The organism is Plantibacter elymi (nom. nud.) (assembly GCF_900177795.1).
Taxonomy (GTDB): domain Bacteria; phylum Actinomycetota; class Actinomycetes; order Actinomycetales; family Microbacteriaceae; genus Plantibacter; species Plantibacter elymi.
Genome location: NZ_FXWJ01000005.1, coordinates 380,962 through 405,190 on the forward strand (window position 1 = coordinate 380,962; position 24,229 = coordinate 405,190).

Annotated in this window: 16 protein-coding genes and 1 other RNA gene; 6 read left to right on the plus strand and 11 right to left on the minus strand. The window is 68.5% G+C overall.

Features of this window, described 5'->3' with window-relative positions; translation table 11 throughout:
• Positions 1-119: 119 nt before the first annotated feature.
• From CCK91_RS17015 to CCK91_RS17035, 5 genes are all read right to left on the minus strand, one after another.
• Positions 120-2,663, minus strand: coding sequence for a transglutaminase family protein (locus tag CCK91_RS17015; RefSeq protein WP_133060030.1), 2,544 nt, complete (start codon positions 2,661-2,663; stop codon positions 120-122).
• Positions 2,650-4,041, minus strand: a complete 1,392-nt coding sequence (locus tag CCK91_RS17020; RefSeq protein ID WP_086475009.1) for a DUF58 domain-containing protein — start codon at positions 4,039-4,041, stop codon at positions 2,650-2,652. The genes CCK91_RS17015 and CCK91_RS17020 overlap by 14 nt, the downstream gene beginning before the upstream one ends.
• Before the next feature lie 62 nt (positions 4,042-4,103).
• Positions 4,104-5,147: an AAA family ATPase gene (locus CCK91_RS17025; RefSeq protein ID WP_086475010.1), complete on the minus strand. Its 1,044-nt coding sequence runs from the start codon at positions 5,145-5,147 to the stop codon at positions 4,104-4,106.
• Positions 5,144-5,770 (minus strand): hypothetical protein, encoded by a 627-nt coding sequence (locus CCK91_RS17030; RefSeq protein WP_086475011.1) that lies wholly within the window; start codon positions 5,768-5,770, stop codon positions 5,144-5,146. The genes CCK91_RS17025 and CCK91_RS17030 overlap by 4 nt, the downstream gene beginning before the upstream one ends.
• A 760-nt stretch (positions 5,771-6,530) precedes the next feature.
• Positions 6,531-7,181, minus strand: a complete 651-nt coding sequence (locus CCK91_RS17035) for an SDR family oxidoreductase (protein WP_086475012.1) — start codon at positions 7,179-7,181, stop codon at positions 6,531-6,533.
• Between the two features lie 154 nt (positions 7,182-7,335).
• Between CCK91_RS17035 and ffs the strand changes: the two genes are divergently transcribed.
• An RNA gene (ffs, locus tag CCK91_RS17040) (signal recognition particle sRNA small type) lies at positions 7,336-7,432 on the plus strand.
• A gap of 211 nt (positions 7,433-7,643) precedes the next feature.
• Here the strand turns inward: ffs and CCK91_RS17045 are convergent.
• Positions 7,644-9,050, minus strand: coding sequence for an LPXTG cell wall anchor domain-containing protein (locus tag CCK91_RS17045; protein ID WP_086475013.1), 1,407 nt, complete (start codon positions 9,048-9,050; stop codon positions 7,644-7,646).
• 220 nt (positions 9,051-9,270) lie between these two features.
• Here CCK91_RS17045 and pta point away from each other — a divergent pair, with 220 nt between their 5' ends.
• The 3 genes from pta (at position 9,271) to CCK91_RS17060 (ending at position 14,144) form a co-directional block, all read left to right on the plus strand.
• Positions 9,271-11,439, plus strand: a complete 2,169-nt coding sequence (pta, locus tag CCK91_RS17050) for a phosphate acetyltransferase (protein ID WP_064296374.1) — start codon at positions 9,271-9,273, stop codon at positions 11,437-11,439.
• Positions 11,440-11,451: 12 nt separating this feature from the next.
• Entirely contained in the window at positions 11,452-12,675 is a 1,224-nt protein-coding gene (locus CCK91_RS17055; protein WP_086475014.1) for an acetate/propionate family kinase, read from the plus strand.
• Between the two features lie 386 nt (positions 12,676-13,061).
• A complete protein-coding gene (locus tag CCK91_RS17060) occupies positions 13,062-14,144 on the plus strand; it encodes a hypothetical protein (RefSeq protein ID WP_133060031.1) in 1,083 nt (360 codons plus the stop codon).
• A gap of 801 nt (positions 14,145-14,945) precedes the next feature.
• Here the strand turns inward: CCK91_RS17060 and CCK91_RS17065 are convergent.
• The gene (locus tag CCK91_RS17065) at positions 14,946-16,544 is read right to left on the minus strand and encodes an HNH endonuclease signature motif containing protein (protein WP_086475016.1); all 1,599 of its coding nucleotides are present in this window, start codon (positions 16,542-16,544) and stop codon (positions 14,946-14,948) included.
• Between the two features lie 152 nt (positions 16,545-16,696).
• On the opposite strand from CCK91_RS17065, the gene CCK91_RS17070 reads away from it, so the two are divergent.
• Positions 16,697-17,050 carry a hypothetical protein gene (locus CCK91_RS17070; protein WP_086475017.1) on the plus strand — a complete coding sequence of 118 codons (354 nt, stop codon included), beginning with the start codon at positions 16,697-16,699 and terminating at the stop codon, positions 17,048-17,050.
• Between the two features lie 310 nt (positions 17,051-17,360).
• Here CCK91_RS17070 and CCK91_RS17075 read toward each other — a convergent pair whose 3' ends face one another.
• Positions 17,361-19,121, minus strand: a complete 1,761-nt coding sequence (locus CCK91_RS17075) for an alkaline phosphatase family protein (protein WP_086475018.1) — start codon at positions 19,119-19,121, stop codon at positions 17,361-17,363.
• A gap of 379 nt (positions 19,122-19,500) precedes the next feature.
• On the opposite strand from CCK91_RS17075, the gene CCK91_RS17080 reads away from it, so the two are divergent.
• Positions 19,501-20,487: an acyltransferase family protein gene (locus CCK91_RS17080; RefSeq protein ID WP_369821911.1), complete on the plus strand. Its 987-nt coding sequence runs from the start codon at positions 19,501-19,503 to the stop codon at positions 20,485-20,487.
• Between the two features lie 87 nt (positions 20,488-20,574).
• Here the strand turns inward: CCK91_RS17080 and CCK91_RS17085 are convergent, their stop codons facing one another.
• The 3 genes from CCK91_RS17085 to CCK91_RS17095 are packed head-to-tail and all read right to left on the minus strand — an operon-like array spanning position 20,575 to position 24,150.
• Entirely contained in the window at positions 20,575-21,798 is a 1,224-nt protein-coding gene (locus tag CCK91_RS17085) for a lipopolysaccharide biosynthesis protein (protein ID WP_133060033.1), read from the minus strand.
• Positions 21,799-21,820: 22 nt separating this feature from the next.
• Entirely contained in the window at positions 21,821-23,083 is a 1,263-nt protein-coding gene (locus CCK91_RS17090) for a rhamnosyltransferase WsaF family glycosyltransferase (RefSeq protein ID WP_086475021.1), read from the minus strand.
• Positions 23,080-24,150, minus strand: a complete 1,071-nt coding sequence (locus CCK91_RS17095; RefSeq protein ID WP_086475022.1) for a glycosyltransferase family 4 protein — start codon at positions 24,148-24,150, stop codon at positions 23,080-23,082. Before CCK91_RS17095 ends, CCK91_RS17090 begins: the two co-directional genes overlap by 4 nt.
• Positions 24,151-24,229 lie beyond the last annotated feature (79 nt).

The window sequence follows — 24,229 nt, forward strand, 5'->3', positions numbered from 1 at the left end:
AGATAGCAGCATACCTGGTTCCCGGACCGCCGCGCGCCACCCTGCCCCGCCGCCGCGCTCCGAGCCCGGCCGAGCCCGAACGCCCGCGTCGGGGACACCGGCAGGGAGCGCCGATCGTGTCAGCTCGCAGCAGGCGGTCGCCAGTCGACCCGTTGGTCGCGGCGCAGCACGAGCGACCGGGGGAGGACGGCAGCGAGGACACGTTCGAGCGGCTGACTCGCCGACCGCAGCGCCGCCTTCGCCTCAGCCAACGCCGCGTCGACCGAACCGGCGCTCGCCCCACCACCAGTCGAGGAGCCGATCCGGGGATCGCCCCCACCCTCGCTGTCACGTCGCTCTCCAGCACTCGGCGCATAGCTCTCCCGCTCGACCGCCGCCACGAGCCGGTCGACGGCCGGCGACTCGATCCGGAACTGCCCGCGCAGCCTCGACGCGAACCCGCGTGGTGACTCCGCCGACGTCACGGGGAATCCGAGGTCGCGGGCGGTGTCGAGGAACTCCGCCCAGGCCCAGCCCGCCGAGGTCCCGTCGGCCAGCGCACGCCGACGCCCGGTCGCACGCCGGAGACCCCGGGCGATCGACGGGGTGGCGAGCAGCACGAGGACGCCGAGCAGGATCGCGAGCGGGACGAGGGCCGCGGTGAAGGCCCCGCCTGACTGGGTCGAGGTCGGCCCGCCGAGTGCATCCGCGGTGGGGGTGGGGGTCGACGCCGCGGTCGGAGCCGGACGGCTGTCGGGATTCACCGATCCGCTGCCGGGCGTCGCCGTGCTCGCGTCGCTGAACTGCGTCACGACCCCACGGCTGGCCGTCGGCTCGAACGGCACCCAGCCCACGCCCTCGAAGTACAACTCCGGCCAGGCGTGCAACTGGTCCGAGGTCACGATGTAGGTGTCGCGGTTCGCCGGGGTGTTGTCGATCGTCGTTCCCGGCAGGTACCCGATGGCGATGCGCGCGGGGATGCCGAGGACACGCGACATCACGGCCATCGCGGACGAGAAGTGGATGCAGTAGCCGGCCTTGCGCTCCAGGAACGTCGCGATGACCTCGGCTCCGCTGCCGTCGAAGCCCTCCTCGACGGGCGCCGACTCCGAGTACTCGAAGGTGCTGCGGAAGTAGCGCTGCAGGGCGATCGCGCGGTCGTAGTCGGTGGAGGCGGTCGCGGTGACGTCGGCGGCCGTGTCACGGATGATCTGCGGCAGGTCGTCGGGCAACTCGAGGTAGGGGGCGGCTGACGCCGGGTCGGCGACCGGCGGGACGTCGCGCATCTGCTGTGCCGTCGGCAGGATCGCCGTGCTCGTCGCCGTGTACGTCTGCCCGCGGGTGGATCCGCGCTCCGCCATCGCGGTCAGCCCGGCGGCCTCGAACCGCCAGTCACCGCGGAGCCCCTCGACCTGCTTCGTCGGATACGGCAGCGGCAGCCACGGGCTCGACAGCGAGTCCACCGTGACCGTCGTCTCGAAGGTCTCCACCGGGATCGCCTCGCTGAGCCCGGCCGGCGCGGGGAAGGCGTCGAGCGTGTTGCCGTCGTTGTAGCCCGAGTTGTCCGGTCCCCAGACCGTACCCGTGAAGTCGCGGAGGTCGGTGACCTTGAGGTAGGGGGCGTCGTCGGCGGTGGTCGTGTATTCGAGTGCAGTCGTGTTCGCGGGGCGCCGCAGACTCTGGCCGAGCGAGATGAGCGGGTTGATGCCGTTCACGAACGGACCGCTGCCACGGGCGCCGGCGGTCACGTCCCGGACGGCGAGGTCGGGGAGCACGGCCGGCGTGAGGAGGGCGACCACCACGGCCACGGCACTGACGAGGACGGCCGGGCCGAGGCCTCCGAAACGACCGGCACCGGTCATCGCCGACGGGCCGACGCCGCGTCCATCGCCGGCTGCCCGGGCCGAGGCGAGCGCTCGCAGCAGCTCCCGGCGTCGGACGTCCTCGCGGAGCAGCCAGAGGAAGGAGAGCGCGACGAATGCGAACACCCATGGATCGAGGGGGAACGACACGGCGACGGTCGGCCCGGCGTACACGGCGAACACCAGGACGGCCGCGAGCACCGGTGCGTGGCGGCCGAGCACGAGCCACGCGACCGCCAGCGCGACGAGGCCGCCGCCCGCGGCCATGACGAAGACCACGCCAGCGTCGGTGTCGAGTGGGGCCGAGCCGTCGTGGAAGGTGTGGAACCCGGCGTCACGCAGCCGTTCGAAGGCGCCGAGCGTCGTCTGGGTCGGGACGATGCCGATGATGGCCGTCTCACTGGCGAAGAACAGCGTGATCGTCAGCAGCCATGCGACGCCAGCGCCGAGCCACACGAACACCGCCGGCAGTCTCGTGCGCCGGAGGAGGATGGCCGTGGCGAGGACGATCGCGATGACGAGGTTCGTGACGAACCACCAGTCGAGCGCGTCGAGCACCCGCCCGAACCCGAGACCACCCGTCGCGAGGAGCAGGAAGGCGGCGAGGCCCAGACGCAGGTCGCCGACGTTCGCGGTGTCGCGCGGGTCGTCGCGGCGTTTGCCAGCGCTTCCCGACCACGAACCGCCACCGGTTCCGCCGAGGGACGGGCGTCGAGGGTTCGCCGAGCCGGCACCAGGACGGACGCCCGATGGCACGCCTCCGCGAGACGACACTCGGCCACGGGCGGCGGCCGCCGCCCGGCGTTCCTCAGCGACGGACATATGCACCTCCGGCAGCCCGACGACCGCCCTGGCCGCCCCGACCACCGCGGCCGGTCGACGGCGCCAGCGTGGTGGTCGCCGGACCGCTCGTGCCGGACCACAGGGCCTGGAACGATGCGCCGCGCTCGCCGACGTGGCAGCGCCACCCGGCGGACTCCAAGAGCTCGATGCTCCGACGCCGGGCGCCGGCCGGGAGGAGCGCGACGGGGAGTGGTGAGAGGTGCGCGACCGCGGTCAGCTCACCGAGGTCGCCCTCCTCGACGTCGCCGAGGATCGCGATGACCGGTTGCGACCGGCGCGCGGCGATGACGGGGGAGAGGTCGAGGAACCGATTGGGCTGCACCGACGGGCGTAGGAGGGCCAGATCGAGCAGGGCGGCGTCGAGGTCGTCCTCCTCGAGATGCTGCCCGCCGCGGGCGAGCGCGTCGCCCATGTCGCCGACGGGACTGGAACGCAGGCCACCGGCGGCGGACCTCGCACCGATCTCGCGGGAGAGCTCCTCGGTGCCGGCGCCGACCAGGTTGACGCGGTAGTCGGCGTCGACGAGGTGGGCGGTGATCGAGGCAGCGAGCGACACGGCCTGCTCGAACGCCGGCAGGTACGACGGATCGTCGTCGGGCCAGGCCCAGTGAGCTGCGGCGGTGTCGAGGAGGACGGTCGCCTCGGGGTCGTTGCGCTGCTCCTCCTGCCGCACCATCAGCTCGCCGTGGTGCGCGCTCGCCCGCCAGTGCAGTCGGCGGATCGCGTCCCCCGGCAGGTAGGGGCGCGCGATGATGTCGTCTTCACCCGCACCGACGTGCAGCGACGACGGGCGCGTGGAACCGTCGCGGCTGGCGGTGAGTGCGGGGATCTCCGGCAGGACGACGACTTCCGGCAGGACGACGACCGCATGCGTCCCGCCGACGTCGCGGCGACGGACGACGAGGCCGAACGGGTCGCTCACGGTCAGCCCGAGCGGGCCGAGCTCGTGTTCCCCGCGACGCAGCGCCGTCACGGTGTACTCGGCCGTCCGACGGCGCGAACCGATGCCGGCGACGCCGGTACTCGGCAGGGTGCCCTCGGCGCTGCCTGCGAGTCCGGCCGGCACGCGGTCCTTCCACTCCGTGTGGACGTGGGGGAGCGCGCTCGTCTCGGCGATCGTGACCTCGACGGAGATCCGCCCGCCGACCGCGACGAGATCGGGCCGGGTGGTGCGGTCGACCCGCAGCGACGGCCGCTCGAGGTAGACCGCGCCGAAACTGGCGGCGACGAGCGCGACGAGCAGTCCGGCCGCCGCGAGCAACTCCGGAGAGCCGATTCCGCGCGCGAAGATGAGGCACACGCCGGCCGCGACGAGCACACCGACCGCGCGTCTCGTCAACGGCACGCGACGCTTCATGGGCTCAGGACCTCCGGTGCCGGATCACGGCGATCCGGCGGTCGCGGTGCGGGGCCATCGGATCAGGACCTCAGTTCGGTGCGTCCGGAGTGCGGCACGGGTGTCCGCTCCAGCAGCTCGACGAGCACTTCGGAGACCGCCTGCACGCCGGAGCGGTCGTGGGCGCTCACCGCGCGGCGGGTGGGGATGAGCCGGTGGGCGAGGACCGGTGCCAGCAGTTGGTCGATGTCGTCGGGGAGGACGAACTCGCGGCCGTCGAGCGCGGCGAGCACCTTGGCCGCGCGGACGAGCTGCAGGGTGGCGCGCGGGCTCGCGCCGAGCCGGAGTTCGGGGTGCACGCGGGTCGCCTGCACGAGTGAGACGCAGTACTGCTCGACGATCGGCGACACGAAGACACCGCGGGCCCAGGCGATGAGGCGTTCGACGTCGCCGCGTGACGCGACCGGGCCGATGGTGTCGAGCGGGTTGACCGTGTCACGCTGGCGGAGCATCGCGAGCTCCGCGGACGCGTCGGGGTACCCCATCGAGATACGCGCCATGAAGCGGTCGCGCTGGGCCTCGGGCAGGGCGTAGGTGCCCTCCATCTCGAGCGGGTTCTGGGTGGCGACGACCGTGAACGGCGACGGGAGGGCGTGCGTCTCACCGTCGACCGTGACCTGACGCTCCTCCATCGACTCGAGCAACGCCGACTGGGTCTTCGGCGAGGAGCGGTTGATCTCGTCGGCGATGACGATGTTCGCGAACACCGCTCCGGGCTTGAACTCGAACTCGCGGTCGACCTGGTTGAAGATCGAGACGCCGGTGACGTCCGACGGGAGCAGGTCGGGCGTGAACTGGATGCGGCGGACGGTGCTGCCGACGGACGCGGCGAGGGCCTTCGCGAGGACCGTCTTGCCGACACCGGGGACGTCCTCGATGAGCAGGTGACCCTCGGCGAGCATCACGATGAGCGCCATCCGGGCCGCGAACGGCTTGCCGTCGAGGACGCGCTCGACGTTGTCGAGGATGCGCTCGGCCAGCACCTGGAACTCCTCGGCGTTCAGCGCCGGCTTCAGTTCGGCGACGGTGTCCCGTGGGGCGCGGCTGGTGTTGCTCTGCTCGGTCATGGTCGGCTCCTGCGGTCGTGGTCGAGCATGCGCTTGAACAGCAGCGCGACGATGGTGGCGAGGCCGATCGTGATGAGGGTCGGGGCGAGTGCTCCGAGGAACTGCATCCAGAGGTAGTTGTCGGTCGGGCCGCTGTCGCCGACGAACCCGCGGTACAGCAGCGTGAACGATTGCCACAGCCCCACGCCGCCACCGAGTGTGAGGACGACCCCGACGATCCAGAGGGCCCGTTCCCAGACGACGGCGCGGACGCGGTGGGCGTCGGCGGCGTCGAGGTACTCCTCGTACCGCTCCTGGTCGAGCTGGGTCTGCTGCGCGTCGGGACCTGCCACCGCAGGCTGATCGGCGACCGCCGTGGTGTCGCCGGTCCGGGCTTCGAACGGGTGGACGCGACGGTCTGCCTGCGACGGCATGCCACGGGACGGCCGGGCGCGCGGGCCGTCGTCGAACCGGTCGTCGGTCGGCGGGCGGACGGGGCGACCGTCGGTGGGCGGCTGGATGAGCTGCGGGGCGATCTCCTCGAGCGAGGCGAGGTGGCTGCGGCGGCCGGTGTCACCGACGTTCGGGCGCGTGCGCTCGTCGGTGTGTCCGCGCTGGAACGCGGGGTCGTAGCGTTGGTCCATCGTCGGCCTCCGTCGCGCTGCGTACATCGTCCGGGCCGGAACCCGTTGCCCGATCCTAGGACTGATAACGAACAGGTAACACCCCTGGACGTGTCGCCCACAGGAACTCCATATGTGCGCCAGGTCGCGCGCACACGGTGCCGGTGCCGGTCAGGGAACTCTTCGGAGCCGTCGGGTGCATCGGTTGTGAGGACGCGAGCACTGAGCACGTACCCGGTCGGTGAGACGTCTTCCGGTCCCTGAAACCCTCCCCGGTCCCTGAAGCCCTCTCCGGTCCCTGAGCTTGTCGAAGGGCAGGGTGTCCCGTGTGCACTTCGACAGGCTCAGTGACCGGTGTTCGTTGCCCGTCCCAGTTCCGGTCCCTGGAGACCTCCACGGTCCCTGGATCCCTCCACGGTCCCTGAAAACCCATTCCGGTCCCTGAGCTTGTCGAAGGGTGGGGTGTCCCGTGTGCACTTCGACAGGCTCAGTGACCGGTGTTCGTTGCCCGTCCCAGTTCCGGTCCCTGGAGACCTCTCCGGTCCCTGAAACCCTCTCCGGTCCCTGAGCTTGTCGAAGGGTGGGGTGTCCCGTGTGCACTTCGACAGGCTCAGTGACCGGTGTTCGTTGCCCGTCCCAGTTCCGGTCCCTGGAGTCCTCCACGGTTCCTGGAACCCTCTCCGGTCCCTGAGCTTGTCGAAGGGTGGGGTGTCCCGTGTGCACTTCGACAGGCTCAGTGACCGGTGTTCGTTGCCCGTCCCCGCTCAGGGACCGGACTGACCTACAGCGCCGCGAGCGCCTCGCGGATCGGCGTCTCGCCGCCGATGACCTCGAACTGCGTGCGGGACGCCGCGCCCGACTCGATGAGGGCGAACAGCACGGCGGCGACATCGGCGCGCGGGATCGAGCCGCGGTCGGTGGTCGTCGCGGCGGTGATCGTGCCGGTCGGGGCGTCGTCGGTCAGACCGCCCGGACGGACGATCGTCCAGTCGAGGTCGCGCCCGCGGAGGTCGGCGTCGGCTTCGGACTTCGCCCGCAGGTAGACCTGGAACACGTCGTCCGACTCCGGGTCGAAGTCGTCGGTGCTCATCGCCGACACCATGAGGTAGCGGGGGACCTTGGCGAGCTCGGCCGCCTCGGCGAGGAGGATGGCGCCGTCGCGGTCGAGGGTGAGCTTGCGGTCGGCGCCGCTGTTCGGACCGGCTCCCGCCGCGAACACGACGACGTCGGCTCCGGCGAGTTCGTCGGCGAGTTCGGCTGCCGAGGAGTGCTCGAGGTCGAGGACGATGGCGCGGGACCCGATGCCCTGAAGTTCGCCGACCTGCTCGGGGTTGCGGATGATGCCGGCGGGGGAGTGTCCTGCTTCGGCGAGCAGTCGCTGCAGGTGCAGGGCGATCTGTCCGTGTCCTCCGGCGATGACGACGTCGGTCATGTGGGTCCTCTCGTTCGATGCGGTCCCGATCGGTGCGCCGTCCGTTCGTGGGGACGGCGGTCGATCGGTGGTCTGGGTCCAGTGGTCCCAGATCCGCCAGTCAACGCCTCAACCGGGGCGTACGCAACCCGGTCGCGGCTCGGGTACACTAGGTGACGGCTCCCCGCGTGGCGCCATCCAGGCCAACTCCCCCAGGGCGGAAACGCAGCAAGGGTAACCGGGCTCTGGCGGGTGCGCGGGGAGTCTTTTCGTGCCCGCGGTGCCTGCGGTGTCTGTCTCCGGCCCTGCACGATCGGCCCCGCGCCGCCGCAGCAGGACATCCGCCCGGCAGCAGGATGCCCGGCGCCGCTGCCTCCTGCGCTCGCGCGGATCGCCTGCTCCGGCACCGGTCTCCCGTCGCCCGCCAATGACGAAGCCCCGGAGCCATGCGGTGGCAGGACTCCGGGGCTCGAGCACATCAGATCAGCTGAGCTGGGCGCGACGCTTCCGGACGGCGACCAGCGCGAGGCCGCCGAGGAGCAGCATCGCGGCGAGGCCGAGCGGTGCCGTGGTGTCGGCGCCGGTCTCCGCGAGGGTCGGGCCGTGACCGGACGTCGCGGATGCCGTTGCGGCGAGCGTGAACTGCACCGGTGCCGACGGGAGCGAGGTGACCTGTGGGACGGCCGCGTTCGGATCGTAGACGAGTGACGCGACCGCGGTGTAGTCGCCCGGGGCGACGGCGACCGTCACCGACCAGCGGCCGTCTTCGCCGACAAGGATCGGCGCACGCGGGTCGACCGGTGCTGCATCCTGCCCCTCAGGGAGGGCGAGGCGGGCATTGTCGCCGGTGCCGTTCGCGATGTCCTCGAGCTCGTTCTGAAGCGCGTTGTAGAACGCGGTCGGCAAGAGGGCCACCGCGATGTAGTGGTTCGGCGTCGCGGTGCCGGAGAAGGTGACGACGTCACCGACGAGCGCCTGACCCGGGGTCGGTGTCTCGATGACCGGTGCCGGGAAGAGTTCCGGCTCGGGGAGGAGGAAGGTGACACCGGTGGACCCTCTGGAGAAGCCATCGGTGGCGACGACGCTCACCGTCTGGACGCGTCCGGATGTCTCCGGGAAGACCTGGGTGTAGCTCCAGGCGCCACCGGTGACGGTGATCGGGGAGCTCTCACCGGCGGCGGTGAAGACGGTGAGTCGGAGCTCGACGTCGGTCTCGGTGACGCCTGAGATGGTGACCGTCCGGGTGTCGAACTGCTGCATCGGAGTCGGGGTCAGCATCTTCAGACCCCACAGCTCGGCTTGGCTCGGCAGGGTGATGTTGAACTCGACCACGGTGTCCGCACCATCGGTCTGCTGGGTGGACGAGATGGCGACCTCCACCGATTCGACCAGAGGCAGGTCGAGGGTGACCGACCACGCACCGTCGACGACCGGCACGTCTTCCGCGAAGGGCTCCAGCTCGAAGTAGTTCCAGTCCTTCGCCGCGATGTCCACGAGCGTTCCGGACTCACCGACGCCGGAGAAGGTGATCGTCTGCGTGGTGAAGACATCGCCCATCTCGGGCGTGAGCACCTCGAAGGCCGGCGCAGGTGCGGCGGCCGCGGATGGTGCTGCTGGGGCGTCCCCACCCGGCACGGTGGGCTCGTCCGTCACGGGCGGTGCGTCGTCAGCGGGGGCAGGGGCATCGCTCGACGCCGATGGTTCCGACTCGGTCGGCGTCGGGGATTCAGCCGGCGCCGGCGACTCGGTCGGCGTGGCGGTCTCGGAGGTCGACGGGACCGGCTCGGTCGCAGCGGACGCGGGTCCGGCGGTGAGGAGCGCGCCACCGAGGGCGAGCGAGATGACGACGGGCAGCGAAAGCGCTTTCCGCCAGGACGAAATGCGAGACAAGGTGTTCCCCCCCAGAGAAAGTCCTGCCGCGGCACGGAGGCCGAAGCAGGACGGATGTGACAGCTGTTGTTCCTGAACCTAGCAGTTTCCTGTGAGCTGGCATTGGGGTTTGCCCTATGGTCTGGAGACCTTCGCGCAGGCCGACCGATCATCGCCCGGCGACCACGACACTGTGCGCTTACCCAGCCCCCGCCGAGCCCGCCCCCGTAGGCTGGAAACCGTGGCGCGAAGCATTTACATCATCTCTGCCGAAGGACACTCCGGGAAGTCGACGGTGGCCCTCGGGGTCCTCGACACCCTGAGCCATCAGATCGAGCGGATCGGGGTGTTCCGCCCCATCGCACGGTCCACGACGAAACCCGACTACGTGCTGCAGCTGCTGCTCGAGCACGACGGCGTCGACCTCGCCTACGAGGACTGCATCGGCGTCAGCTACGACGACGTGCACACCGATCCCGAGGCGGCGCTCTCGCGCATCGTCCAGCGGTACAAGCACATCGAGGCGCAGTGTGACGCGGTCGTCATCCTCGGTTCCGACTACACCGACGTCGGCAGCCCCACGGAGCTCGGCTACAACGCCCGGATCGCCACCAACCTCGGCGCGCCGGTGCTCCTCGTCCTCGGCGGTCGCGCCGGTCAGGGTGCGGGGGAGCAGCTCGGCCAGTCCGTCGCCCGCACGCCCGACGACATGCGCAACATCGCCGAACTCGCGCTGGGTGAGCTCGCCGACGCCCACGCCCAATTGCTCGCCGTCGTCGCGAACCGCGCCGATCCCGACAAGCTCCTCGAGATCACCGCCGCGATCAGCGACGCCATCCACCCGAACGGCTCCGCGAACGGTTCCGTCGTCGCCCCGGCCGGTCACGCCGCCGGTGCCGCGATGGTCCCGGTCTGGGCCATCCCCGAAGACACCTTCCTCATCGCCCCGACGATGGACAGCATCCTCGAGGCCGTCGACGGCACCCTCGTGAAGGGCAGCGAGGAGCTGCTCACGCGAGAGGCGCTCGGCGTGGTCGTGGCGGGCATGTCCATGGTGAACGTGCTCCCGCGCATCACCGAGGGATCCGTCATCGTCATCCCGGCCGACCGCACCGAAGTGCTGCTCGCCGCGCTCATGGCCAACGCCTCCGGCACGTTCCCGTCCATCGCGGGCATCGTGCTCAACGGCGGGTTCCCGCTGCCCGAGGTCGTGGAGGAACTCATCTCCGGTCTCGGCGAGATCCCGCCGATCGTCAGCACCGACCTCGGCACCTACGACACCGCGGTCCGCGTCATGAACACCCGTGGCCGTCTCGCCGCCGACTCGCAGCGCAAGTACGACACCGCGCTCGCGCTGTTCGAGCAGAACGTCGACGCACCGCTCCTGCTCGAGCTGCTCAACGTGGCGCGCGCCGACGTCGTAACGCCCCTCATGTTCGAGTACGGCCTGCTGGAGCGCGCGCGGTCGAACCGCAAGCACATCGTGCTGCCGGAGGGCGATGACGACCGCATCCTCCGCGCGGCCGGCACTCTGCTCGCTCGCGAGGTCGCCGACCTCACCATCCTCGGTGAGGAGATCGAGGTGCGCTCGCGGGCCATCGAGCTCGGCATCGACCTCAGCAAGGCGACCATCGTCAGCCCCTTCGACGCGGTCCTGCGCCTCAAGTTCGCCGAGGAGTACGCGAGGTTGCGGGCCCACAAGGGCGTCACGATCGACATGGCGAGCGACGCGGTCACCGACGTCTCCTACTTCGGCACGATGATGGTGCACCTCGGGCTCGCCGACGGCATGGTCTCGGGTGCCGCCCACACGACGGCGCACACCATCCGGCCGTCGTTCGAGATCATCAAGACGAAGCCCGGCGTCTCCGTGGTGTCGAGCGTGTTCCTCATGGCGCTCGCCGACCGCGTACTCGTCTACGGCGACTGCGCGGTGAACCCCGACCCGACCGACGCCCAGCTCGCCGACATCGCGATCTCTTCGGCCGAGACGGCGGAGCAGTTCGGGATCGAGCAGCGCATCGCGATGCTGTCGTACTCCACCGGTGACTCCGGTGCGGGTGCCGACGTCGAGAAGGTCCGCTCCGCGACCCGGCAGGTGCGCGAGCGTCGTCCCGACCTCCTCGTCGAGGGCCCGATCCAGTACGACGCCGCTGCCGACGCCGCGGTCGCCGCGACGAAGATGCCCGACTCGCAGGTCGCCGGCCGCGCGACGGTGTTCATCTTCCCCGACCTCAACACCGGCAACAACACGTACAAGGCGGTGCAGCGTTCCGCGGGCGCCGTCGCGATCGGTCCGGTGCTGCAGGGCCTCAACAAGCCGATCAACGACCTGTCGCGCGGCGCGCTCGTGCAGGACATCGTCAACACCGTCGCGATCACCGCCATCCAGGCGCAGGAACAGGAATAGGTCCAGACACACATGCCCACCGTCCTCGTGGTGAACTCCGGTTCCTCGTCGTTCAAGTACCAGCTCATCGATGTCGAGACGGAGCGGACGCTCGCCAGCGGGCTCGTCGAACGCATCGGCGACGCGACGGGTGCCGCCGGGCACCGGTCCTACCTCCCGGATGCGGCCGGCGCGACGACGCCGCCCATCGAGGAGCGCTGGGTCATCGAGCGTGAGATCCCCGACCACACGGCCGGGTTCCGGGTCATGCTCGACGCGTTCGCGGAGCACGGGCCGTCGCTCGACGAGCACGCGCCGATCGCGGTCGGCCACCGGGTGGTGCACGGCGGGAAGCGCTTCTTCGAGCCGACGGTGGTGACGGACCTCGTGAAGATCAACATCGAGGACATCTCCGAGCTCGCGCCGCTGCACAACCCGGCGAACCTGCAGGGCATCAACGCGGCGCAGGTCGCGTTCCCCGACGTCCCGCACGTGGCGGTGTTCGACACGGCGTTCCACCAGACCATCCCGGCGGCGGCGTACACGTACGCGATCGACGCGGAACTGGCGGCGAAGCACCGCGTGCGTCGGTACGGCTTCCACGGCACCTCGCACAAGTTCGTGTCGGAGGCGGCTGCAGCCTTCCTCGACCGCCCGCTCGGTGAGCTGAAGCAGATCGTCTTCCACCTCGGCAACGGTGCGTCGGCGTGCGCGATCGACGGCGGGCGCTCGGTCGACACCTCGATGGGCATGACGCCCCTCGAAGGACTCGTCATGGGCACGCGCTCCGGCGACCTCGACCCCGCGGTGCTGTTCCACCTGCATCGCAAGGCGGGGCTCGGGTTCGACGAGCTCGACACGCTGCTCAACCGCCGCAGTGGTCTGCTGGGGCTGTCGGGCACCGGCGACATGCGCGACGTCACCGAGTCGGCGTCGAAGGGCGACGAAGCGGCGCAGCTCGCACTCGACGTGACCGTCCACCGCTTGCGGCACTACCTCGGGGCGTACCTCGCGGTCCTCGGTGGGCTCGACGTGGTGGTGTTCACGGCGGGCGTCGGCGAGAACGCACCGTTGATCCGCGCGGGTGCGGTGCAGGGGCTCGAGGGGCTCGGCATCATCCTCGACGAGGACCGCAACGCCGAGCGTGCGCGTGGTATCCGGGTGATCTCGACGGACGACTCCCCGGTGACCGTCCTCGTCGTCCCCACGAACGAGGAACTCGAGATCGCCCGCCAAACGGTCGCCGCCCTGGCGTAGTCCCGGCGCCGCGGTCCCTGAGCAGCTCCTCTTCCGGTCCCTGAGCGGCACCTCTTCCGGTCCCTGAGCGGCACCTCTTCCGGTCCCTGAGCTTGTCGAAGGGCTTGCGAGCGACCCTCTGCTGGACCGGGTTCCTCGTGTGCACTTCGACAGGCTCAGTGACCGAAGTCGTCCTCAAGTACCTCTGCCGGTCCCTGAGCACCTCTTCCGGTCCCTGAGCACCTCTTCCGGTCCCTGAGCTTGTCGAAGGGCGCCCCTGTCCCCTGTGCGGAGGACAAAAGAATGAGTGGTTCCCCCTATTAACTTTCCCTGAGAATCCGCTTAGTCTCAGAAAACCAACAGGTACGTCGCGCCTGTCGGACCCCTAGACGAAAGTACTCACCTCAGTGAATTTGAAGACGTCACGCCGCACTGCGGCTCTCGCCACCGGCCTCGCAGTTGTCGCCGGATCCACCCTCCTCATCGCCGGACCCGCGTCCGCAGCGGAGATCCAGGTCACCGCAGATCAGATCGCTCCGAACGAGGCGAACTACGCCGGCTGGCACGAGGGTGTCGCCACGCCCGGTGCCCCGGCCGTCCTGAGCGACGCCGGTCTCACCATGACCGGTGACTCGCAGATCATCTACGGCTTCAACAACACCGGCGGTGTCCCGGTCGAGGCTGGCGGCTTCCTCGACGCAGCGGCGAGCATCAGCTACGCGTCTGTCGAAGACGACCTGTACTTCCAGATCCCCGTTTTCGCAGACGGCACTTCCGACACCTTCACAACCCTGCGTCCTGTGGCGCCGGGCGTCGAGAACCTCGGTGGCGACTGGGTCGTCAGCCAGAACGTTCCGGGTCTCGCAACCGACGCGACCTACACGCCCGCAGAGCTCAGCGAAGCGCTCGGCGACTTCAACCTGCTCGCGTTCGGTGTCTTCGCCAACGCCGGCACCGTTGACACGCTGCAGTCGGTGACCTTCGGTGCGGACACGTACAACTTCGCCGCTCCGGTCGTCGCTCCTGATGAGCCGTCCGTCGCCATCAACCCGGAGACGATCTTCTTCTCCGATGTCCGCCCCGGCGGCTCTGGCTTCACGGTCACCATCGCGGGCTTCACGCCTGGCGACACGCTGTCGATCGCGGTCACCGACCCGAATGGCGAGATCTTCGGTGCTGCTGACGGTGGGAACACCTTCATCGCCGACGAGAACGGTGGAGCCGTTCTGCCAGGCCTCACCCTGCAGGGCGAGGGCATCCAGGTCGGTACCTACACGTTCACGGTGACCGACACCGCGGGTGTGCCTGCGGCCGACTCCATCGCCGTCATCGCCGATCCGGTCGCCGCTGGCGCTCCGGTCCCGACGCTGGCTGACACCGGCTCGGACTCGGGTGTCCTCGTCGGTGGCGCTGCCGCGCTGCTGCTCCTCGGCGCTGCCGGCATGCTGTTCGCAGCTGCTCGCCGCAAGGGCGCGCAGGTCACGGCCTAGTCTCACCCTGCGAAGCCCCGTCCCCGACTCCGGTCGAGGGCGGGGCTTCGTGCTGTCGCCGGGGTGCCGACGCGTCGACAGCCTCAGTGACCGATCCCCGCCCCGTTCCCTGAGCCTGTCGAAGGGTTGTCCGTGGTGCATTTCGACAGGCTCAATGACCGGTCTCCGTTCCGGAGTGCTTCCTCCGGTCCCTGAGCTTGTCGAAGGGCGAGGTTTCTCGTGTGCACTTCGACAGGCTCAGTGACCGATACCCGCCCCGTTCCCTGAGCGTGTCGAAGGGTTGTCCGTGGTGCATTTCGACAGGCTCAATGACCGGTCTCCGTCCCGGAGTGCTTCCTCCGGTCCCTGAGCTTGTCGAAGGGCGAGGTTTCTCGTGTGCATTTCGACAGGCTCAGTCACCGATACCCCCCCCCGTTCCCTGAGCGTGTCGAAGGGTTGTCCGTGGTGCATTTTGACAGGCTCAATGACCGGTCTCCGTTCCGGAGTGCTTCCTCCGGTCCCTGAGCTTGTCGAAGGGCGAGGTTTCTCGTGTGCACTTCGACAGGCTCAGTGACCGACACCCCCCCGTTCCCTGAGCTTGTCGAAGAGCCCACGGATGACTTCTTGGCTCGAGCCGGCCGGGGAGGAAGGCGGAGCGGCAGCTCCGTTGCTGCACTCCGCCCGGTCGCATGTGCCGGGGCCGCTTGACCCAGGCCATGCGCGCCGGCCATTTGCGCATTCGGGTAACGAAAATGACCGGAACCCATACTTCGGAGCGCTCCGCAGACTGGTTTGGATCAAAGTCGGAGCACGAAGGATTCGTCAGGCGGCGCGCAGTCTCGGCTTGCCGCCGCGTCGTGGAATGCGATGCGGGTCGATATGCGCGGGCGGGATGAACCAGGGCACGTGGTCGCGCACGATGACCTCCCATCCGTCGTTGTGGATGCGATGGTGATGGAAGCCGCACAACAGGATGCCGTTGGACAGGTCGGTCGGTCCGCCTCGTGACCACCAGACGAGGTGATGGGCCTCGGTATACGACGGTGGATGGGTGCAGCCGGTCCAGGCGCAGCCGCCATCGCGCTCGGCGAGGGCCATCTTCTGGTTCTTGGTGAACAATCGTGTGCCAACTCCGAGGTCGAGCACCTGCGACGGCCCGCCGAGCACCATGGGGATGACCCGGCCATCGGCCGCCATGCACCGCGCGGTGCCGGCGGAGATCGGTTCGGAGACGCCGTCGATGTAGGCCTTGCCGTCGGACCACTGGCCGTCGTCGGCCAGATCGGGTTCGTCCATGCGGATGATGAGGGAGACGGGCGCCAGTTCCATGACCGCCGACTCGCAACCCGCGGCGTGACGGAAGACCCCGACGAGGGCTTCCACTCGGCGCTCGTCCATCGTGCGGGTGTCGGGCATCTCTGCGGCCGGAACGTAGGCGTCGTCGAGGGGATCCGCGGAGGGCAGCTCGCTGCTGGTTGCTGCCGCCGCGGCCGTTTCATCGGAGGGATCGACGAACCGGACCTGCCGCAGCTGCTTGCCGACGACGGCGTCCATCGTCGCGCGGACCCATCCCGCCGCCTCGGGTGCGAGGAAGGCGCGGAGCTCGGTCATGCCGTCGGGGAGTTCGCGGAGGGTGCAGCGCTGCTGCTTCCGGAGGGCGATCTCCCGTGGCACCGGCCCGTCTTGGTTGAGGCTGGTGCGGACGAGCTTCGAGAGACTGGTGACCTCGGCGAGGGGCGCGCCGTCGCAGTGCTCGATGCCGGCGCTGACGGCTCGGTGGATGCGTTCGTCGTCGACCCCGGAGCCCACCAGCCGCAGCTCGCGCAGCAGGATGCCCGCACCCTCGACGCTGAGGGCGGACCGGACGAAGCCGGATGGGGTGGTCGCCTCGTCGTGGTCGACCGTGCACGTCGGGTTGTCGCCTTCGGACAGCGGCAGGCACGGGGCGTCGGCGGCTGGCCGGGGTTCGATGGCCGCGGCGATCTCGGGGCGGTCGCATTCGATGACGTCGCCGGTGAGGGCGCGCTTGGGGGTGATCGCCTGGGCGACCGAGGTGATCGTGGCGGCGCGTCCGCGAGGCATGCGCCACCGCTCCGAGAGCATGACGGCCGGCGTCGCATACCCGTGGCTGCGGGCCAACGGGTCGTGGCCGACGATGCCGCTGCGGGAGCGCTCCGACACCGAACCCATGACTCGTGCGGCGAGGACCTCGACCACGTGCTGCACGGCACCCAGCTGGTCGAGCACGCGGACCACGCCGGCGTCGTTCATGCCGGCGAGCTGCTCGATGGCGTCGTCGCCCGGTCGGATCGGGTCGAGCGCGCCCGACCAGGTGCGGAGGAACTCGGATACCGTCTCGCCCAGCGTGCCCAAGGGGTCGGCGGAGACCGGACCGAGGGGAACGCGTGGGCTGCTGGACATGGGACCATCCAAACACGAGCCACTGACATTCGAACGCGGACCGATTATGCCGCTGATCTGGGGTATATAGCCAACAGATGTTGCGCGTAGGTGCCTCGTTGGGGTCGGCGAGCGGGGAGGGGCTTCTCGCGCGGCCCGCGTACACTCGCCGTATGCGCTCCCTGTCCGCTCGCGAGCGCGACCTCATGGTCGCCCTGATCACCCGCGGAACCGATCACGGTGCAGACCGGGCCGTCGCCGCCGTTGATCGGGAACGATGGGCGTGGCAACTCGCAGGCGTCTCGGTGCACGGGACGTGCGGCTGCGGCAGCTGCCCGTCGATCGACTTGACTCCCGACAGCGGCAACCGGCCGACCGCGACGCGTCAGACGGTCCTCGAGGCGAGTACCTCGAACGCGTTCCTCCTCCTCTTCATCGAGGACGACCGGCCGACGTACCTGGAACTCGCCCCGTTCGGCGATGAACCGATCACCGAGTTCCCGTTGGTGGCGGACGTCGAGTTCTGAGGTCGCACCTCGACGGGGGTCGCCGCCCTTCGACAGGCTCAGGGACCGGTGGGGGTGCTCAGGCACCGGGAGTGGTACTCGGGGACCGGGAGCGGTGCGCGGGGACCGGAACGGATGCTCGGGGACCGCGAGGGGTGCTCGGGGACCGGGAGGGGTGCTCAGGGATCGGGTGGGGTGTTCAGACCGGGAGGATGCTCAAGGACAAGGCGGGGTGCGCAGGGACCGGGAGCGGTGCGGAGAGAACCGGAGCGTTCGCATCCGTCGCGATCCGGTTCGGTCCCTGAGCTTGTCGAAGGGCACCACCGCCCGGTCAGTCCCGCGTGCCGAACAGTCCTTCGCCGTGCTTCGTCAGCACCTCGTACGCGTCGGCGTAGTTGTCCGGCAGCGGGGCGCCGGGTTCGTACTTCGCGAGGAGGATCCCGATGAGTCCGAGGGCCGGCGGTGTGAGTGGTCGCTTGCGGTCCTTGTCCTTGTCGGCCCGCGCGTTCGCCTCGGGGTTCGGCGGCACGTAGGCGGGCGTCACCGTCGGCCACAGCACCGGTTGCCGTGGGGACGTGAGGTTCACGGCGTTGAAGATGCTCGTGGCGGTGCGGTCGCGTTCGGTCAGCGGATCGAGGCCGTGCAGTTCGGCGAGGGTCTTCATGAGTGAGCCGTGGTGCATCTCCTCGTTGATGACACCGCCGGCCTTCGTGTACGCGGAGATGACGATGGTGGGCACCCGCAGTCCGAGGCGGTCGAAGGTGAAGCCCATCTCGCCGGCCTCCGGCTTCCCTGACGGCGGGGTCGCCTTGGGTGGTGCGACGTGGTCGTAGATGCCGCCGTGTTCGTCGAAAGTGACGAGCATGACCGTGTTCATCGCGTTCGAGCCGGTGGTCGACGCCCCGTGCTTGATCGCCGTGTAGACCTCGCCGAGGAGTTGCTCGCCGGCGCGCATGTCGGAGTAGGCCGAGTCGAGCTCCGGGTCGACGTCGTCGCGGCCCGGATTGTCGGGACGGACGACCGGCGGGTGCATGTCGTTGTGGTCGAACACCATGCGTGGTTCGACGAAGGCGTAGTCGGGAAGGTCACCGTTCGCCGCGTCCTCGTGGAACTGCTCCATGCTGCGGAAGTTGCTCTTCCAGTACTGCTCGATCGACGGCGCGCTCAGGAGACCGGTGAGGGACACGACCTGTTGGGCGTCGTAGTAGACGCGCCAGGTCTTGCCGGCTTCCTCGAGTCGGTTGAACACGGTGGGGACGGCCGGTGCGCTCAGCCACTTGCCGATGCCGTCGCCCTCGATGTTGGTGACGTAGCCGTGGGAGGTGCTCGCGTGGAAGAAGGAGCGGTTGCAGAAGGTCTGGGAGGGGACCGCCGCGTACCAGTGGTCGTAGACGCCGAAGTTCTTGGCGAGCGTGGACAGCACCGGCAGCATCTCGGGGGAGAAGCCGCCCATCACGGTGGAGTACTCCTCGGGCGTCGGCTTGCGTCCACGGGCGAGCGTCGAGTTGACGATGTAGTCCTTGACGAAGCCGTCGTTCTTGGGGGAGGAGGTGTCGGCGGGGAGGTTCCACGGCGGCTGCAGCGGATTGCGGAGGTCGCCGTTGCTCTCGGGGTCGATGGTGCCGAAGAGCTGCGTGTTGACGTGTGGGTAGAACTCGCCGGGGTCCGGGTCGGGCTGGGCCATGATCTGGTCGGTGGGGCCCGTGTAGACGTGGGCGCGGACGGCTTCGCCGGACTCGCCGGGGTTGCTGTAGTCGCCCTGGGCGAGGCCGTCGAAGGTTTGACCGGCCGGCTCGCCACCCGCGGGGTACAGCCATCCGAGCATGTGGTCGAAGGAGCGATTCTCGAACATCACGACGACGACGTGGTCGAAGCCCGGTTCGCTGCGCTTGGGGAGAGGCGTGAAGCCGTAGTCCTCCTGCGGGTTGGACGCGGTGGCCGCTGCGATCCCGCCGGCGACGGCACCACCCGCCGCTAGCCCCGCGACGCCGAAGCCCGCGGCGCGAAAGAAGTCGCGGCGGGAGGTGGGGCGTTTGGGGTGGGCAGTGGGGGCACCCTCGGCTGCCGGCGTGGAATCTCTGCCTGCTGCCATTCTTTCCTTCTTCGCTCTCGACGGCGTTACCGTGCTGTTAGTAGCGTAAGCCGCTTCGAAGAGATCCACGTGAAAGCGCTCGCGCATCGGGCTGGGTTACGTCGATCTTGTGGTCGTGTTGCACGCCGACGCGAATCGAGCTGGTCAGAGCTTCGCACCCACCGTGGGCAACCGCTACAAACGGCTGCCCACCGCTGGCTGAAAGCGCCATGGTGCAGTTGCTCGTGCGGTAACCTCCGGTGACGCAATCGAAACTTGGGGAGTTCTATTTGTCGCGCACTGCCGCTTTGCCAACGCTCGAGCTTGTGTTCAACCCCAAGCTCAACGCCCTGAACGCGATTCGTCTGCTTCTTGCTGCGAGCGTCATCGTTGCGCACTCGTGGCCGCTCACCGGAAGAGAATTCGGGGGACACCTCATCACACTCGGGGTGGACGGATTCTTCATCCTGTCGGCTATCTCATTGCTGGCAGCTGGGCCCGTCGGCCAGATTGGCGAGCGTTCCTCCTCGCCCGTGCGCGGCGCATCCTTCCCGGCTTCTGGGTGGCGCTCCTCGTTACCGCCTTCGTGCTGGCGCCAGTCGGAGTTGCGCTGCAGGGGAGTGACGGATGGAAGCTGATTTCGTCCGGAGAATCAGTTTCATATGTCGCTCAGAATGCGGCGCTTTACATATTCCAACACTCCATCGGGAACACTCCGAGCGGTGTGCCGTACCCGGGCGTCTGGAACGGGTCGCTGTGGACGCTCCAATGGGAGGCATTCTGCTACTTGGGGCTACTTGCCCTCGGCCTCACCGGGTTGCTCGCTCGTAAGTGGGTCGTGCCAGTGCTCACTGTTGGCTGCTGGGCGCTCTACGTGGCTCTGCAAGGTCGACTCGACGCAGACTCATTCGTGCTAAGCCGTATGGCGGACGGCCTTCGGTTTGCCCTGCTGTTCCTGGTCGGTGTCTTGATCTTCACGATTGGCCGAAGACTGCCTGTGACCTGGCCGATCGTCACCTTGGCCGCTGCGTTGTTCGTCGGATCCCTGTTTCTGCCTGACTATCGGACTCTTGGGGTTTGGCCGTACGCGTACCTCTTGGTGTCCGTCGGCGCACTGACGAAAGTGCGGTGGCTCACGATGAGGAACGACCTCTCGTATGGCCTCTACATTTACGCTTTTCCGATTCAGCAAGTAATGGCTGGAACGATCCTCGCGAGCTTGCCGGTCGCGGCGTTCGCCGGTCTGGCTGTGGCTTCGACTATTCCGTTGGCTGCGGCAAGTTGGTTCTTCGTGGAAAAGCCGTCGTCAAGACTCTTCACCCAACGGAGGCCGGATCTGGCACCGACCGTGGGGCCGCTGTCGTCAGCGACAGGTGAACCTCGCTAAAGCGCGCTCTCGGTGTCGGTGCATAATGCACGCTGTGGCGCCCGTCTCGAACTGCGCGGACGTAGCTGGATGGGCCGCGGGGCAACCTCAGGTCAGGTGCGCGTCGCGCGGCGGCCGCTTCAGGAGGAACAGGCAGAACGCCTGCACCGCGATACCGACGAGTTCCGCGCAGAGGCCGCCGAGCTGCGCGCCCGGTGCGCCGAGCGGGCCCGTGAGGGCGAACGTGGTCGCCACGCCGGCGATGGCCGCGAGGACGTTCGCCAGGGCAATCCAGTTGGCTCGGCCCTCAGCGACGAGCGACAGTCCGAACCCTCGCGAAGCACAGATCGCGAACAGGATCGCGCCACCGAGGACGGCGACCTGCCAGACGATGTCGATCGTTCCCGAGAAGACCAGGTTCGCGACGAAGGGGACGAGCACCGCGAAGCCCACGCCGGAGATAGCACCGAGAGCGGCGTTCATGAGCAGCGACTGTCGGCTTCGTTTGACGCGCCCATCCTCGGGAGCGCTACCGACCCAGCTCTGCAGACGGCTAGGAACGCCGCCGAGGATCGCGAGGGCCATCCGCATGAGTCGGTCGACGGCCGCGAACACCGCCACCGCAGAAGGATTCACCAACCCCACGATCGCGATCGGCAGCGAGGTGTAGACCACGCTCACGGCGCGTCCCCCGGTGAGCGGGAGCTGCTGCTTGATGATCGCCCCACCACTCGTGAATGCTGAGAGCCGCGGCAGGAGTCGCTGACCGAAGCGAAGCGATACCGCGACCTGGGTGAAGATGACCGCGACGAGGGTGCCGATTCCGTAGACGAGCAACGGCGCTCCGGCGAGCAGGAGCCCGGCCACCCCGGCCATGATGAGCAAGCGGGGGATGCCTTCGAATGCCAGGATGGCGAGGGGCCGGTTCGCGCCTACGAGGAACCAACCCGGGCTGAGGCAGGTCGCCACGGAGGCGGCAGCCAGGACCGCGGCGGCAGGCTTGTAGTCGGTGGCGATGACTGCGGCAGCGACCGCCGCGACAGGAGCACCGACCAGCGTTGCAAGGAGCTTGGTCGCCAACGCCGATTGATAGAGCGAGGCGCGCTCAGCCGTCTGTGCTCTCGCGACCCGTTGCGGGCCGAGCACGCTCCACCCGAGCTCGCAGATGGTCGCACCGGCCAGGCCGAGCGACTGCGCGACGGCGACCGCAGCGAAGCCGGTGCTCCCGTACTGAGCCGTCAACGCCGGGTAGACCAGCAGTGGAGTGGCCGCTCCGAGGCCCGGGATGAGCAGGTACAAAAGGAGGTTCGAGGCTTGGCGCAGTCTTCTCATCAGATGTGGGCACGCATCCTGATCAGGCGACGAGCGCGCTGGCGTGCTTCACGACGTCGGTCAGCGGTGCGCCGAGTTTCGTGATGAACGTGGAGTCGAATCCGGCAGGTTCGCTCGATCGGGCCATCTCAATGGCGTCGTTCAGGCGCTGTCCGAGGAGTGTGGGATCAGGTTCGGCGGTGAGCAGTCGTGGGTGCAGCGCGGCCCTGGTGCCAGCCAGTTCATTCGTCACGGTGATGCCACCGGAGACGACCGAATCGAGGGGTGGGTGAGACGGGTGGGGGCTGTGCTGCAGTGAGAACATCACATCCGTGTTCGAGAGCAGCTCGAAGTATCCCTGCCAGGACAACTTCCCGCGCGACGCAAGCGTGGTGGTGCCTGACAGTGCGACGGTCGCGTGCGATTCTCCGACGGACGAATAGGAGACTCCACTACCCGCCGGCGATGTGGCGGAGAGCTTCAAGGCGGAGATTCCGATCGCGAAGAGGTTGCGGGGCTTGTTCGGTCTTCCGTAGAACATCACGGACGGCTGCGCGTACTTCCGACGATTCGCAGCCGATTCCTCGAGGCGTCCGAGGTCGAGGCTCGGCGCGAACACCAGTGCGGGATCGACGTCGAGCTGCTCTGTATCCCGGAGGTACGCAGCGAGTGGTTCGGAGTTCACCACCAGTCGGAAACCGGCGTGGTAGGTGGCACGAGCAATGGCGAATTCCGTCGACCAGGGATAGAAGCCAGGCTCGTAGTCCTGAGCAAGGTAGATGACGCGGTCCGGTCGGATCACGTTGAGTCGAGCAGCGACGTCCAGCGGGTGGACCGTGGTCCAATGCGTGCCGATCCACAGTTCGTCCGCGCTGACGGCCAGACCGGTGAGCGCTGACACGTGGAGGACCTCGGCCTCGGCCCAGCGCGAGAGTCCGAACTCATCCCGCAGGAATTCCCGGATGCTGGCCGACGCCCGCGGGTTGGGCTCATCCCACAGCGCGAAGATGCGGAGTGGCAGCTCGAGCGAGTTCGCGACACCGACACTGACCTCCAGCGCCGTGCGGATCCCGGCGAAGATGGCTTCGGCCTTGATCTCGGGCACGATCAGCGAGACACGAGACGCGACCTGGTCGCTCGGTCGGACCGATGCAACGGCAAGGCTCATCGGGTTGAGGCCTGCGAAGGCGTTGGCTCCCGGAACACGAGCGGATGCTTCGATGAAGCCCCGCTCAACTCGATCCCGCTTCGCCTTGCGTCTGGCTCGCATCGCGAGTGTTCGCGCCTGGTTGATGACAGCGTTCACTTGGTACCCGTCTCCTGCGAGAACCGACGAACGGCGCCCTCGCATATCGCCCGAAATGCGTCTTGGTGTGCTTCGACCGTGAACAACGCGAGGGCACGTTCCCGCGCCTGTTGTCCCAACGACGTCCGGGTGTCCGGAGACGCCACCTCGCCGAGCGCCGAAGCGAGCGCCGAGACCGACGACGGTTCCACCGTCAGGCCGCCGGATCCCACTGCCCAGGTCATGGGTTCGATGTCGCTTACGATGACCGCGCGGCCGGCGAGCATGGCGTCCATCAACTTCGCCGGGAGCTGACCGTGGGCGTATCCGTCGTCCTTGCTCGGGATCACCACAATGTCCGCGTTCTCGACCAGCGCGAGGCCCTCATCGAAGGAGGTCATTCCGACCCACTGTTCCCAGGGGCGAGCGTCCTCAGGCGCTTCGTCGGTGAGCTTGAGCGTGATGCCAAGATCCTGACGGTTCTCGACCGCCTCACGCAGGATGTCGACGCCCTTGTGCTTCCGATTCGTTCCGACGAATGCGATGGAGGGCTTGGAGCTGGTGTGCGGTGCTCCGAAGCCGCGGTCATCGCGAACGTGGGGAACGATGGGCCCGCCGTAAATGGCTTGGAGGACCGGATTGCTCACGATGGTGTCCGCCTGCAGTGCGAGCCGCTTCAGCTCCGTGTTCTTGCGCACGGCGCTGAACTTCAGGATGCTCTTCGCAAAGCGGCGCAGCGGGCGCCGCCACGACAGCGCGGCTTCGAGATCCGGGTCGTCGACATCGAGAAGGAGCGGCCGTTGTGCAGCGCGCGCGAGGCGTCTTGCGCGCCCGAAGGAGGTCTCCACCGGCTTGACTGCGAGGACCAAGTCGGCAGCTTCGACAGCCGCAAGGAGTTCGGGATCATCCTCGTCGACCGCGCGGCAGTTCGTGGCGAAGTCTCCGCCGCGCAGCGGACCCCATATCTCGCCGCCACGTGGCGCGAACACCTCGGTCTCCCAGCCGTTGGCCCGCATCAGCAACCAGAGGCAGTACGTGCGACCAAGCGAGTTCGACGTGATGTCGGGGGTGAAGATCGCGATTCTCATGCGTCCTTCTCACCTCGAGAGAGCTCCGGGAAGCACAGCCGACCCATACAAGATGCCTTTCAGGGCGAAGCGGGAACAA